General features: G+C 52.6%; 12 protein-coding genes and 2 tRNA genes. 4 read left to right on the top strand and 10 right to left on the bottom strand.

Features of this window, described 5'->3' with window-relative positions; genetic code table 11:
* Positions 1-268: 268 nt before the first annotated feature.
* The 4 genes from pykF to mdtK all read right to left on the bottom strand — a co-directional run bounded on the left by pykF (position 269) and on the right by mdtK (position 3,895).
* Complete coding sequence (gene pykF / locus ACLI4M_RS21805) at positions 269-1,681, bottom strand: pyruvate kinase PykF (protein WP_048916168.1); 1,413 nt, start codon at positions 1,679-1,681, stop codon at positions 269-271.
* Between the two features lie 392 nt (positions 1,682-2,073).
* Positions 2,074-2,150: transfer RNA gene (locus ACLI4M_RS21800), tRNA-Val, on the bottom strand.
* Between the two features lie 146 nt (positions 2,151-2,296).
* A tRNA-Val gene (locus ACLI4M_RS21795) sits at positions 2,297-2,373 on the bottom strand.
* Positions 2,374-2,521: 148 nt separating this feature from the next.
* Positions 2,522-3,895: an MdtK family multidrug efflux MATE transporter gene (mdtK, locus tag ACLI4M_RS21790; RefSeq protein WP_133623516.1), complete on the bottom strand. Its 1,374-nt coding sequence runs from the start codon at positions 3,893-3,895 to the stop codon at positions 2,522-2,524.
* A 233-nt stretch (positions 3,896-4,128) separates the two neighbouring features.
* Here mdtK and ACLI4M_RS21785 point away from each other — a divergent pair, with 233 nt between their 5' ends.
* Positions 4,129-4,785, top strand: a complete 657-nt coding sequence (locus ACLI4M_RS21785) for a riboflavin synthase subunit alpha (RefSeq protein WP_133623517.1) — start codon at positions 4,129-4,131, stop codon at positions 4,783-4,785.
* 41 nt (positions 4,786-4,826) lie between these two features.
* On the opposite strand, the gene cfa is transcribed toward ACLI4M_RS21785, so the two are convergent.
* Together cfa and punC are read right to left on the bottom strand one after the other, a co-directional pair.
* Positions 4,827-5,975 carry a cyclopropane fatty acyl phospholipid synthase gene (cfa, locus tag ACLI4M_RS21780; protein WP_133623518.1) on the bottom strand — a complete coding sequence of 383 codons (1,149 nt, stop codon included), beginning with the start codon at positions 5,973-5,975 and terminating at the stop codon, positions 4,827-4,829.
* A 332-nt stretch (positions 5,976-6,307) separates the two neighbouring features.
* Entirely contained in the window at positions 6,308-7,501 is a 1,194-nt protein-coding gene (gene punC / locus ACLI4M_RS21775; RefSeq protein ID WP_048916164.1) for a purine nucleoside transporter PunC, read from the bottom strand.
* Between the two features lie 112 nt (positions 7,502-7,613).
* Between punC and punR the strand changes: the two genes are divergently transcribed.
* Positions 7,614-8,531 (top strand): DNA-binding transcriptional activator PunR, encoded by a 918-nt coding sequence (punR, locus tag ACLI4M_RS21770; protein ID WP_048916163.1) that lies wholly within the window; start codon positions 7,614-7,616, stop codon positions 8,529-8,531.
* Between the two features lie 24 nt (positions 8,532-8,555).
* On the opposite strand, the gene purR is transcribed toward punR, so the two are convergent.
* Entirely contained in the window at positions 8,556-9,581 is a 1,026-nt protein-coding gene (gene purR / locus ACLI4M_RS21765) for an HTH-type transcriptional repressor PurR (protein WP_048916162.1), read from the bottom strand.
* A 295-nt stretch (positions 9,582-9,876) separates the two neighbouring features.
* On the opposite strand from purR, the gene ACLI4M_RS21760 reads away from it, so the two are divergent.
* Positions 9,877-9,966 (top strand): YnhF family membrane protein, encoded by a 90-nt coding sequence (locus tag ACLI4M_RS21760; protein WP_099754901.1) that lies wholly within the window; start codon positions 9,877-9,879, stop codon positions 9,964-9,966.
* 42 nt (positions 9,967-10,008) lie between these two features.
* Here the strand turns inward: ACLI4M_RS21760 and ACLI4M_RS21755 are convergent, their stop codons facing one another.
* Complete coding sequence (locus ACLI4M_RS21755; RefSeq protein ID WP_133623519.1) at positions 10,009-10,857, bottom strand: C40 family peptidase; 849 nt, start codon at positions 10,855-10,857, stop codon at positions 10,009-10,011.
* 370 nt (positions 10,858-11,227) lie between these two features.
* On the opposite strand from ACLI4M_RS21755, the gene ACLI4M_RS21750 reads away from it, so the two are divergent.
* The gene (locus tag ACLI4M_RS21750; protein WP_048916159.1) at positions 11,228-11,566 is read left to right on the top strand and encodes a Grx4 family monothiol glutaredoxin; all 339 of its coding nucleotides are present in this window, start codon (positions 11,228-11,230) and stop codon (positions 11,564-11,566) included.
* A gap of 81 nt (positions 11,567-11,647) precedes the next feature.
* Here ACLI4M_RS21750 and rnt read toward each other — a convergent pair whose 3' ends face one another.
* Together rnt and gloA are read right to left on the bottom strand one after the other, a co-directional pair.
* A complete protein-coding gene (gene rnt / locus ACLI4M_RS21745; protein ID WP_048916158.1) occupies positions 11,648-12,307 on the bottom strand; it encodes a ribonuclease T in 660 nt (219 codons plus the stop codon).
* A gap of 104 nt (positions 12,308-12,411) precedes the next feature.
* A complete protein-coding gene (gloA, locus tag ACLI4M_RS21740; protein ID WP_048916160.1) occupies positions 12,412-12,819 on the bottom strand; it encodes a lactoylglutathione lyase in 408 nt (135 codons plus the stop codon).
* Between the last annotated feature and the right edge of the window lie 32 nt (positions 12,820-12,851).

Raw genomic sequence — 12,851 nt, 5'->3', positions numbered from 1 at the left:
CGTTACAAGTATTACACAAAGTATTTTCTAATGAGAATAATTTTTTGATGAGAACGTGCTTAAATTTGATCGTTCGCTCAAAGAAGCATCTTCTTTTGGCGTTTTGGCAAAAAACGCCGCGAAAACAGGCAATTTTAATCGGACTGCTCTTAGATTTAGCGGTGATTAAATCGTTAATTTCGATTGGAGACTTTGTGAAATTAGCCTACGCAAGTTGTAAAAAAAGCGCCACTCAGGGCGCTTTTTTAATGCAAGTCGTAAATTTATATTACAGAACGTGCACGGACGCAGTGTTAGTGGTTCCGCTTGGCACCAGGGCACCAGAAACCATGACCACCACTTCGCCTTTCAGCGCATAGCCGCTGGCGATAGCGGCTTCTTTCCCGAGGCGGTAGAAATCGTCTGTTGAGGCAATTTCGTTCACCACAGAAGTGACAATGCCTTTGCTCAGCAGCAGCTGACGGGCAGTCTGAGGGTTAGTCGTCAGCGCCAGGATAGTCGCATTCGGGAAGTATTTACGAATGGATTTCGCTGACTTGCCGCCTTCTGTCGCCACGACAATCAGCGGTGACTCGAGTTTCTCTGCGGTTTCAACGGCACCACGGCAAACCGCTTCAGTGATGCGCATTTTGCGGTTGTCGTGCTGAGAGTCGATACGGCTCTTCATCACGCGGTCAGTACGCTCGCAGATGGTCGCCATGATAGTGACGGACTCCAGCGGGTATTTCCCTTTGGCGCTCTCACCAGACAGCATTACGGCGTCAGTGCCGTCGAGAATGGCGTTCGCCACGTCGCCCGCTTCAGCGCGGGTAGGGCGTGGGTTCTTGATCATCGAATCGAGCATCTGGGTCGCGGTGATCACCACTTTACGAGCACGATTACATTTTTTGATCATCATCTTCTGCGCGAAGATCACTTCTTCAACCGGGATCTCAACGCCGAGGTCACCGCGGGCCACCATGATGCCGTCAGAAGCATCAAGGATCTCGTCGAAGTTGTTCAGGCCTTCCTGGTTTTCGATTTTGGAGATGATCTGAATGTGCTCGCCGCCGTGGGCTTTCAGGTGCTCACGGATTTCGATCACGTCTGAACGCTTACGGATAAAGGAGGCAGCGACGAAGTCGACACCCTGCTCGCAGCCGAAGATCAGGTCACGCTTATCTTTTTCAGCCAGCGCTGGCAGCTGAATTGAAACGCCCGGCAGGTTAACGCCTTTGTTTTCGCCCAGGTCGCCATTGTTCAGCACTTTACACACGACGGTGCTTTCGGTGACTTCTGTCACTTCCATACCGATCAGACCATCGTCCACCAGCACGGTGTTACCGATTTTCAGGTCGGCAGCAAAGCCCGGATAGGTTACTGCAACGGTATTGGTGTTACCAATAACAGACTGGTCGGTGGTGAAGGTGAAGGTCTGGCCCGCTTTCAGGGAAGCGTCATTGCCGCCTTCCAGTTTCATGGTGCGGATTTCAGGGCCCTTGGTGTCTAACAGAATAGCGGCCTGATGACCGCTTTTGCTCATAACATTACGCAGGTTGGTAATGCGCTGACCATGCTCTTCATAATTCCCGTGGGAAAAGTTCAGACGCATCACGTTCATGCCGGCATCAAGCAGATTAGTCAGCATCTCTTCAGATTCGGTTTTTGGACCGATAGTACAAACGATCTTAGTCTTTTTCATGACGATTTATCTATTAAGTTGTGATGGATGATAAAGAGGGATCCCGGCGGTGTTTCCACCGGAAGAGAAATTTGGCGCTTCAGGCGAACGGCAATACTGAGTAAGGATAGGTGACAGAATTAAAGCGTGCAGGGTAAGTTGAGACGCGGTTTCGGCGCAGGCGCAGCAGGACGTTGCGCAACAGGTACTTGTTATAAAATGAGGGGCAACCATACGCTGAAACCATTCAAGTGAAACAACGTTCCGTATTATAGTCGCTAAGTGTGCGAAAACCAATTAAAAAGCGTTAAATCCGCTGACAGGATGATACGCATCAATTTCGTTGCGCAAACGGTCACTGGTCAGGAATTTGGTGGTTGTTTTGCAGGTGTACTAAAGAGGGGAGGAGAAATTGGTGCGTTCTAGAGGACTCGAACCTCCGACCCCCACCATGTCAAGGTGGTGCTCTAACCAACTGAGCTAAGAACGCAAATCGCTTCATCTTTCGCACTATAGCTTTGTTAGCTGCCTTTGCTCACCGCAGTCACATACTGGAGTATGCTCCTGTGGATTCGCGCAGTTGCTGCCGCGCTCTAGTACGAAATATTCGCCCTTTGAGGCAAATATTAAAGATAGTGGTGCGTCTGAATGGACTCGAACCATCGACCCCCACCATGTCAAGGTGGTGCTCTAACCAACTGAGCTACAGACGCACTGTGCTGTCTGGGTGACAGCGGGGACGAATATTAACGGCACTGCGCACGCCTGGCAAGGAGAAAAAAGGTTTTTTCCTGCTGATTGCTGCGCATCTGTGCGAAGCGCAGCAATTTTAACCATTCAGGCGCGAAATATGCCTAAAAATTAGCGCGCTGCGCGTCGCAGAATGCGCTCAGCAGGTTGACTCTGCATACGCAAGATGCGCCAAATCATCAGCACCGCCGAGGAGGTCAGACCGATAATAAAGCCGGTCCAGAATCCGGCAGGACCCATCGCGGGCACCACCAGGTCGGTCATCGCCAGAATGTAACCACTCGGCAGGCCGAGGATCCAATAAGCGGTGAAGGTGATAAAGAAGATAGCGCGTGTATCTTTATATCCGCGCAGAATACCGCTACCGATCACCTGAATAGAGTCCGAGAACTGATACACCGCGGCGAGGAACATCAGCTGCGCCGCCAGCGTGACCACTTCCGGGTTATCGGTATATAGCAGGGCGATCTGTTCGCGGAAGGTGACGGTAAACAGCGCGGTCAGGCAGGCCATGCCAATTCCCACCGCCTGGCCGGTCCAGGCTGCCACGCGCGCCTGCTCTACAGAGCCCTGACCCAGTTTGAAACCAATACGGATGGTGGTTGCTGCGGCCAGCGACAGCGGCAGTACAAACATCAGGGAACTGAAGTTCAGCGCGATCTGGTGCCCGGCGACTTTAACAATCCCCATCGGCGAGACCAGCAGGGCGACCACGGCGAACAGGGTGACCTCAAAGAACAGCGCCAGCGCCACGGGCAGGCCAAGGCCAGCCAGGCGGCGGAGCACTTTCCAGTCGGGGCCGGTGTGGCTGACAGGCTTGCGAATATCACGCATTGACTTAGCGCGGTTCACCCACGCCTTCATGGCAATAAACATCACCCAGTAAACGGAAGCCGTGGCAACGCCGCAGCCGACGCCGCCCAGGGCGGGCATGCCGAAATGACCATAGATAAAGATGTAGTTAACCGGAATGTTCACCAGCAGGCCGAGGAAGCCCATCACCATACCCGGCTTGGTTTTGGACAGACCTTCACACTGATTACGCGCGACCTGGAAAAACAGATAGCCGGGAGCGCCCCACAATAAAGCATGCAGGTAACCAATCGCCTTTTCGGCGAGCACAGGATCAACGTTGTGCATCGCACCAATCAAATAACCGGCGTTATACAGCACCAGCATGATCAGCACCGACACCATCCCGGCCAGCCAGTAGCCCTGGCGCACCTGATGGCCAATACGATCGCGGCGGCCAGAGCCATTCAGCTGTGCGATAACCGGCGTTAGCGACAGCAGCAGGCCGTGACCAAAGAGTATTGAGGGTAACCAGATTGAGGTTCCCACGGCAACGGCGGCCATATCCGTGGCGCTGACGGCACCGGCCATTACTGTATCAACGAAGCCCATGGCGGTTTGCGCAACCTGCGCAAGGATCACCGGAATAGCCAGGGCCAATAACTGACGCGCCTCTGAGAGGTACTTCTGCACGCATACACCTTTTATATTATCGGGAGGGGAGCCACTGCTGATGAAAAAGTCGACACATTTTTGCAATGTCAGTAGAGCAGGTGGTCCAGTTTAATGTTGATAGTAGAAATAGCCAATCTTATGCATAAAAAATAGCTCTTTGTGTCACGCAATTGTGCGGGAGTTTATTTGGCTTTGCTACGATGCCAGGGCAAACTAAGCGCAGAGAAAACACATTGATTGAGGCAACAGTTATGTTTACCGGTATTGTGCAGGGCACCGCAGAGGTGCTGGCAATTGAAGAGAAACCCAATTTTCGTACCCATGTGATTAAAATGCCGGAGGCATTGTTGCCGGGGCTGGAGCTGGGTGCATCGGTTTCCCATAACGGCTGCTGCCTGACGGTGACCGACGTTGATGGCGATCGTGTTAGCTTTGATCTGGTCAAAGAAACCCTGCGCATCACTAACCTCGGCGATCTGCAGGTGGGTGATACGGTGAACGTTGAGCGCGCGGCGAAATTCAGCGATGAAATCGGCGGTCATCTGATGTCGGGCCATATTATGACGACGGCGGAAATCAGTAAAATTCTCATCTCAGAGAATAATCGTGAAATCTGGTTTAAACCGCAGGATGCCAGCCAGATGAAATACATTCTGCATAAAGGCTTTATTGGCATTGACGGTATTAGTCTGACCGTGGGCGAAGTCACGCGCACCAAATTCTGCGTGCATCTTATCCCGGAAACGCTGGCGCGCACCACGCTGGGCAACAAGCGTCTGGGCCATAAGGTCAATATTGAGATCGACCCCCATACGCAGGCGATTGTTGAAACCGTAGAACGTGTTCTGGCACAGCGCGAGGCCGCGCTGCTGGCTGCGGCAGTAGCTGAACAGCAGGAAGAGATTTAAAACCATTATAAAGGGCGACTGATTGTCGCCCTTAGACACTTTTAGCGTGCTACGCGTAATCCGCCTTCCGCTCCGTGGGTAAATACCACCTGCCAAAGCTGAATATCCCTGGCGCGAAACGCTCCGGCACAGCAGTTAAGGTAGTAGGTAAACATCCGTTTAAAGCGCTCACCGTATTTTTCCGCCAGTTCCGGCCATGCTGCGAGGAATCGCTGATACCACGCCATCAGCGTAAGATCGTAATCCGCCCCGATATTATGCCAGTCTTCCATAACGAAGTGAGGCTCGCTGGCTTGTGCAATATGCAGCACCGACGGCAGGCACCCGTTGGGGAAGATATATTTATTGATCCAGGCATCGACATTGTCGTTGGTGCGATTTGCACCGATGGTATGCAGCAGGAACAAACCGTCAGGTTTTAAATTACGATCCACGACTTCAAAATAGGTGGCGTAATTTTTGGGGCCAACGTGTTCAAACATCCCTACCGAAACAATGCGGTCAAACTGTTGGTTCAGATCGCGATAATCCTGCAGCAAAATAGTGACGTCCAGCCCCTCACAGCGCTGTTGAGCCAGCTTCTGCTGCTCGGCTGAAATCGTCACGCCGAACACCTTTACCCCAAAGTTGCGCGCGGCGTATTCAGCCAGGCCTCCCCAGCCACAGCCGATGTCCAGCAGCGACATACCCGGTTCGAGCTGGAGCTTTTCGCAAATCATCTGCAGCTTAGCCTGCTGTGCCTGTTCCAGCGTTTCCGCTTCTTTCCAGTAACCGCAGGAGTATTGCATGAAGGGGTCCAGCATGCGGGTGAACAGATCGTTCCCCAAATCATAATGCTCTTTACCCACTATCCATGCCCGCTTACGCGATTGCAGATTGGTCAGACGTGCGGCGGCGACACGCAAAGTATCGCGAAAATGATGAGGAAGTTGTTGATCGAGGTGAGCTTTCAAAACGCGCTGGAAAAAGATATCCAGCCTTTCACATTCCCACCAGCCATCCATGTAGCTTTCGCCCAGCCCCAGCGATCCTTCCTGCATCACGCGCTTGAAGAACTCAGGGTTGAGGACCCGGATGTCCCAGGGATGGGAACCGTTAATTTGAATGTCTGCTTTGCTTAACATTTCCTGGACGATTCGATACCACTGGTTGTCCCCCAGGCTCACTTCTTCTATACACGATGAACTCATAGCTTCTCCATCACCCTGTGTGATTGAAACCTGAGAAATAGAATAGTCAATTTCTACAGATCTGTGAGAGAACGCACGGCAAAAACCGTGGCCTGATATCCGACGTAAAAAAAGAGGATTGATTTGAAACCTGTAGAGGCCGTAACGAATGTCACGCGGAAGAACATCATGACAGCCTTGTCAGGATCTCAATAGCAGGAAAGCGCCGTAGGCGTTCCCCGCTTAAAATGTTGTTAACTTATTATTTTATGGTGCCTCACGGAGTATATGCTCACGTGAGGCAATATTCAATTCATTATTGTTAGGGTGCTAACTAAATGATTTGCTACCACTTAGCCCTGTTGGGAGGCATTTTCCCACTGGCGTTTTTTATCAGCGGAGCGTTGTAAAATATAGCCGAAAATTGCCAGTAAAATAGTCAGCAACATCACTAACGCGGTGGTGTGAAGTGCCGTCTCAATCCAGGTCGATACCGCCAGGCTAGCAAGGAAGCACAAACCCAGCTGCAACATATTCTGTAATGCTGCTGCTTTGCCGGTTGCCTGCGGGAAGGGCAGCAGGGCATTAGAGACAACAATCGGATAAATCGCACCGTTAGCCATCGCCATGCCGCAGAACGGCAGCAGCAGCGCAAACAGAGAAGGTTCGGCCTGCTGAGCAACTAGATAAAGCCCGGCAATACTCAGACTGTAAAACGCCAGCAGCCAGGGCAACAGCTGACGGCCGGCAAAGTGATTCAGCAGTGAACGACAGCTAAACCCACCGATCAGGAAGGCGGCAGTTTGCGGCACATAGCTCAGACCGATATCCGCGGGTGACAGGCCTAATTTTCCCAGAATAAACGGTGAGCCGGTCAGCCACGCAAAAAAACTCGCTGAACAGGCGGCATAAATCGCCACATTGCCGCTGTAAATGGGCGACTTCAGCAGAGTGAAGAAGCCCGGAGTGACGGTTTTAGGTGCGCGATGGTCGGTTACAGGGCGTGCAGGCAGGCGCAGGGTGGGGATGATCAAACCGATGCTAATCACCAGCAGCGCAACGAAGATCGATCGCCAGGAAAAGTGCTGCAGCAGCCACGCCCCCAGCAGCGGCGCCAGCGCGGGCGAAAGAGCAACCAGCGGCATGATAGTGGCAAAAACGCGATTGGCACGCGCTCCACTGTAGCGGTCTACCACCAGTGCCTGCCAGCTTACCGCCGCAGCACAGACGCCAACGGCCTGAACAAAGCGCATCGCCAGCAGCCATGGGGCAGAGTTCACCCACAGCATTGCCGCGCAGCCAATGGCAAACAGGCTCAGGCCCATCAGCAGCACGGGTTTACGGCCGATGCGATCGGAGAGTGGCCCCCAGATAAGCTGTGCGCAGGCGAAACCGGCGAGAAATATACTCAAGCTGGCGCTGATGGCACCCGCTTCACTGCCCAGGTCTTGCTGCATCACGCCAAATGCGGGCAGGTACATATCGGTAGCAAGGAAACCCAGCATGCTGAGCAGTGCCAGGTAAATCATAAAGCCTTTGGATCGCATTGTTTTAACTCTTATCAGACAAATTTTCACCGACGCAGTGTAATAGAGTGCCGACTGGCTTGTGAAACGCTAATATTCGTCAGGCGCATTGAAAAAAATTGAAGGCAAAGCTATGTGGTCTGAACATTCTCTGGAAGTTATTGATGCGGTTGCCAGAACCGGCAGTTTTACCGCTGCTGCGGCAGAACTGCATCGCGTGCCCTCTGCCGTCAGCTATACCGTACGTCAGATGGAGGAGTGGCTAGCCGTTAGCCTGTTTGAGCGGCGGCACCGCGACGTGGTGCTGACCGAAGCCGGGCGCGTATTCAGCGAAGAGGGCAGAGTTGTCATCAAAAAAATGCTCGCCACCCGTCGGCGCTGTCAACAGGTGGCTAACGGCTGGCGTGGGCAGATTAATATCGCGGTCGATCGTATTGTCCGTCCGGCGCGTACCCGGCAGCTGGTGGTGGATTTTTACCGCCACTTCCCGGATATGGAGCTGCATATTACGCCAGAGGTTTTCAACGGCGTTTGGGATGCGCTGGCGGACGGGCGCGTCGACGTGGCGATTGGCGCAACGCAGGCTATTCCTGTCGGCGGGCGTTTTGCTTTTCGCGATATGGGAAGTTTGAACTGGCGCTGTGTCGTGCTGGCCGGGCATCCGCTGCTTGGCCACAGCAGCCCGTTGAATGAAGAGTTGATACGCGAGTGGCCATCGCTGGTGCTGGAGGATACCTCCAGAGCCTTGCCAAAGCGCACTACCTGGACGCTGAATAACCAGCGGCGGCTGGTGGTGCCGGACTGGGATAGCGCGTTTGACTGCCTGCGCGCCGGATTATGCGTGGGTATGGTACCAGGGCACTTTGCTCAGCCGTGGCTGGAGCAGGGGGTGTTGTGCGAGCTGCCGCTTGCCGCCCCTTTTCCCGATAGCCCGTGCTGCCTGAGTTGGTCAGAGCAGAGCGTCTCCCCGGCGTTAAGCTGGCTGCTGGAACATCTGGGCAGTACCGAAACGCTTAACGCCGAGTGGCTAAGTGAAACCGTACCAGGGTGACGTTGCGCAACATCACCCTGAGGATTAACGACGGTAATCGCGGAATGGGCCATCGGCCACTGAACGGCGCTCAATCAGCGAAGGGTGCACCTCAATGGTCTGAGGCTCTTCACGCTTGCTGGTAATTCTGTCGAGCAGCATATCAAAGGCAGTTTCACCCAGACGCTCTTTTGGCTGGTGGACGGTGGTGAGCGCCGGCGTGAAGTAGCGCGCGTTGCGCACGTTGTCATAACCGATCACCGAAATATCCTGTGGCACACGCAGGCCCATCTCATCAGCGGCACAGATAGCCCCCATTGCCATGATATCGCCACCGCAGAAGATCGCCGTCGGGCGCTGCTTCTGTGACAAAATCTGCTGCATGGCGCGGTAGCCGGATTCCGGTTCGAAGTCACCCTGCACCAGCCACTCATCGCGCAGGCTGATGCCGGCTTCGTTAAGAGCCTTGATAAAGCCAGCATGGCGGCCGCCGCCGGTGTTGCGCTCCAGCTGCCCCGGGATCGCGCCAATATCACGATGCCCACGTTCAATCAGATAGCGCCCGGCAAGGTAGCCACCTTCGAAAGCGTTATCCAGTACGGTATCAGTGAAGTCGCCGCGCGATTCACCCCAGTCCATTACCACCATGGGGATATTACGATTGTCTTCCAGCATGGAAATCAGCTCATCGGGGTATTCTGAGCACATCACCAGCAGGCCATCAACGCGCTTTTGCGCCATCATCGACAGATAAGCCTGCTGCTTCTGGATGTCGTTGTGCGCATTGCCGAGGATCAGCGTATAACCTTTAGCAAAGCAACGGTTTTCAATGGCTTCGATAATCTCGGCAAAATAGGGGGCTTCGCTGGACGTTGCCAGCAGGCCAATAGTTTTGGTGTGGTTAACCTTCAGACTACGTGCAACGGCGCTGGGAGAATAGTGCAATTCTTTGATTGCCGTCCATACCGCTTCACGCGTCTCTTCAGCTACAAAGCGCGTTTTATTGATTACATGGGAAACGGTGGTGGTGGAAACACCGGCGCGCTTTGCCACATCCTTAATTGTTGCCATTAAACTCGTACTCCTGGCGTTATCGTAACACTCTGATAACTAATTGGTTAAACGTTTGCCTAAACACCGCCATTTCTGGCCGCCCAGAATAATGATGGATGCTGTCTCAAAGGGTCAGGATGGGGTTAAATCGTCCGTAGAGTGACATGCGGTGCTGAGTAAAATCACTTCCGTGCTTGTTGCGCAACGGAAAAGAGGAATTCTAGCAAGGCTGCGCAAAGAAAACGAGATTTTTACGGGCTACTGTGGGAAAATCTATTGGCTTACTTTAAACAGGGTTATTAAGGGGGGGGAAATGAATACCGATATGAAAATGACACTGCTGACGGTTGTGGGTTCACTGCTGATGATTATTGCGTTTAGCATCACGGCAGTAATGCACTAAGTTTCACCGGGAGGAGGTCGCTCCTCCCGTTCTCTTTAGCGTTTAACGAATGGTTTTCGGTGTCATCATGCGCCGGGCACCAATGTAGTGCTCCTGCCAGTAGTCTTCCGTCAGCGCGCTCACCTGGATATCTTTGCCGGTGCGTGGTGACTGGATAAATTTCCCACCGCCCAGATAGACGCCCACATGGTCGGCAGTGCCGCGACCATTAATGCGGAAAAATACCAAATCGCCTTTTTCCAACTCATCGCGTTTGATCGAGGCCGCGTCACGCAGGTGATACATTTCATTCGCGGTACGTGGGATCTTAAACTTCACTAAATCTTTATAGGCATACCAAACCAGCCCACTGCAGTCGAAGCCGGTTTTTGGCGAGGTTCCGCCCCACTGGTAGGGTTTCCCTAGCTGACCCATCAGTTTATTCATCGCTGTCTCACGAGCTTTCTGATAGCGCGCGCGGTGAGCTTTACTCAGCTTGAGCGGCGCATCGGTACTCTCTGCTACGCGCGATTCGAGTTTTTTATCTGCACGCTGGCGACCGTAGCGTTTTTTACCTTCGTTCTTAGCCAGCTTTTTAGCCGTGGTTTTGGTTTTTGCGACGTTAATCTTTTTTACCGGCTCAGCAGCGGGTTTCTTTTTCAGCTTAAGTTTTTGCGCAACGGTTGTACGCGTGGTTTTGGCTGGTTGTTTGCTCTTTTTGCTGAGGGGTTCTTTGACTTTTTTGGTTGAGGCGGCTTTAACCGGGCGGCGTTTACGCCGGTCATCCTTACTGGCAGCGCTGCTATCAACTTTATGTTGATTTGCATTAATAGGAGCATGTGGCGATGCGTGCGCCAGGTTCAAAAATAGCTGAGCAAAGGCCAGCAGAATGAGTGTGATGAGTGAACGCATTGTTCTCATTAACAGTTTGTGCGCTGCAAAACACTGCAACACAGCCAGAAAAAGTGATTTCTGCGCTAAAGCAGAAGGTTGGACCGATTCTAATCTAACTTCTTAACAAAAGGTAAGGTCTTTTTTGTTTCAATAATACAGATCAAGTAAACGCTTTGAAATTGAGCACAATCAGGTGGTTAAGTCAGCGGTTACTGCACTTTCGCGCATGACAGAGGGAGAATTGATGATAAGAAAATGTTATTTTGTCACCATCACCTGTTCCACGACAGCGCACAGGCTGACGCTGTTGCTGAAAATGTCATTTTCATCGCCTGGACAGAATCGCTACAATAACTAAACACGAAGTATCGTATTGAGGAAGGCATTTATGAGTACTGTTGAAAAAATTCAGCGCCAGATTGCAGAAAACCCGATCCTGCTGTATATGAAAGGCTCCCCGAAACTGCCAAGCTGCGGCTTCTCCGCGCAGGCTGTTCAGGCGCTTTCAGCCTGCGGCGAGCGTTTCGCCTATGTTGATATTCTGCTGAACCCGGACATCCGTGCTGAAATGCCGAAGTATGCCAACTGGCCGACCTTCCCACAGCTGTGGGTTGACGGTGAGCTGGTCGGCGGCTGCGATATCATCATTGAAATGTACCAGCGCGGCGAACTGCAGAGTCTGATTAAAGAAACTGCGGCAAAGTATCCGAGCGAAGCGTCTGAATAAGCGTTAAAGCTTGAGAGTGCACCCAAAATAAAAACCGGAGCCAAATGGCTCCGGTTTTTTTTTATCTTTCAATCAGCGCGTTTAAGCCTGCTGTTGATCATCGGCGCTGGCGGGCAACGGCCAGCCGCCCAGACGTTTCCAGCGATTAACCAGTTCACAGAACAGATCCGCGGTCTGCAGCGTGTCATACAGTGCGGAGTGTGCCTGGGTATTATCAAAAGCGATGCCGGCAGTGGTGCAGGCTTTAGCCAGAACGGTTTGCCCCAGCACCAGACCACTCAATGCCGCCGTATCAAAGGTGACAAACGGATGGAAAGGGTTGCGCTTCAGGCTGGCGCGCTCGGCGGCGGCGTTCATAAAGTTCAGGTCGAAAGTTGCGTTGTGTGCCACCATGATCGCCCGGTTACAGCCCTGATCCTTCACGCCTTTACGCACCAGTTTGAAAATCGCATGCAGCGCTTCGTACTCGCTCACTGCGCCGCGCAAAGGGTTGTTCGGGTCGATGCCGTTGAACGCCAGCGCTTCGGGTTGCAGAACTGAGCCGACAAAGGGTTCGACATGGAAGTGCAGCGTCTCATCTTTTTCCAGCCAGCCATTGTCGTCCATCTTAAGCGTGACCGCAGCGATTTCCAGTAAAGCGTTAGTTTTGGCATCAAAACCGGCGGTTTCAACGTCAATCACCACTGGATAAAAACCGCGAAAACGGCTGCTCAGGGTGTTCAGTTCATTCGATTCAGACATCGGCATCTCATAGGCGGAAAAAAGGCAGCGCACATTATGGCAAATTTCACTGCAGGATGCAGCAAACAGGAAGGGAGAGGGTGCCAAAAAGGCACCCTAAACAATTAATTGCCCAGACCGTGACCAGCATGTTTGTTTTCGATCAGTTCGATTTTATAACCGTCCGGATCTTCAACAAAAGCAATAATGGTACTGCCGCCTTTTACCGGGCCGGCTTCACGGGTGACATTGCCACCATCATTACGAATGCGGTCGCAGGTGGCGGCACAATCGTCCACGCCCAGTGCGATATGACCATAAGCATTGCCGAGGTCATACTTATCTACGCCCCAGTTATAGGTCAGCTCGATAACGGCACCTTCACTCTCTTCGGTATAGCCGACAAACGCGAGGGTGTACTTATATTCGGTGTTTTCACTGGTGCGCAGCAGCTTCATGCCCAGCACCTTAGTGTAAAAATCAACGGAGCGTTGCAGATCGCCAACGCGCAGCATGGTGTGAAGTAAACGCATAACATCCTCATTTATCGGCGCCATCGGTGGAT

This window comes from Erwinia sp. LJJL01 (assembly GCF_047300805.2).
GTDB classification, from domain to species: Bacteria; Pseudomonadota; Gammaproteobacteria; order Enterobacterales; family Enterobacteriaceae; genus Erwinia; species Erwinia aphidicola.
The sequence above is the reverse complement of the archived record's forward strand: the minus strand, read 5'-3'. Positions and strand labels throughout refer to the sequence as shown.

What these genes read in the sequence shown, in the direction of transcription:
- pykF (WP_048916168.1), bottom strand. Translation starts at nt 1,681, where the DNA reads ATGAAAAAGACTAAGATCGTTTGTACTATCGGTCCAAAAACCGAATCT.
- ACLI4M_RS21785 (WP_133623517.1), top strand. Translation starts at nt 4,129, where the DNA reads ATGTTTACCGGTATTGTGCAGGGCACCGCAGAGGTGCTGGCAATTGAA.
- cfa (WP_133623518.1), bottom strand. Translation starts at nt 5,975, where the DNA reads ATGAGTTCATCGTGTATAGAAGAAGTGAGCCTGGGGGACAACCAGTGG.
- punC (WP_048916164.1), bottom strand. Translation starts at nt 7,501, where the DNA reads ATGCGATCCAAAGGCTTTATGATTTACCTGGCACTGCTCAGCATGCTG.
- punR (WP_048916163.1), top strand. Translation starts at nt 7,614, where the DNA reads ATGTGGTCTGAACATTCTCTGGAAGTTATTGATGCGGTTGCCAGAACC.
- purR (WP_048916162.1), bottom strand. Translation starts at nt 9,581, where the DNA reads ATGGCAACAATTAAGGATGTGGCAAAGCGCGCCGGTGTTTCCACCACC.
- ACLI4M_RS21760 (WP_099754901.1), top strand. Translation starts at nt 9,877, where the DNA reads ATGAATACCGATATGAAAATGACACTGCTGACGGTTGTGGGTTCACTG.
- ACLI4M_RS21755 (WP_133623519.1), bottom strand. Translation starts at nt 10,857, where the DNA reads ATGCGTTCACTCATCACACTCATTCTGCTGGCCTTTGCTCAGCTATTT.
- ACLI4M_RS21750 (WP_048916159.1), top strand. Translation starts at nt 11,228, where the DNA reads ATGAGTACTGTTGAAAAAATTCAGCGCCAGATTGCAGAAAACCCGATC.
- rnt (WP_048916158.1), bottom strand. Translation starts at nt 12,307, where the DNA reads ATGTCTGAATCGAATGAACTGAACACCCTGAGCAGCCGTTTTCGCGGT.
- gloA (WP_048916160.1), bottom strand. Translation starts at nt 12,819, where the DNA reads ATGCGTTTACTTCACACCATGCTGCGCGTTGGCGATCTGCAACGCTCC.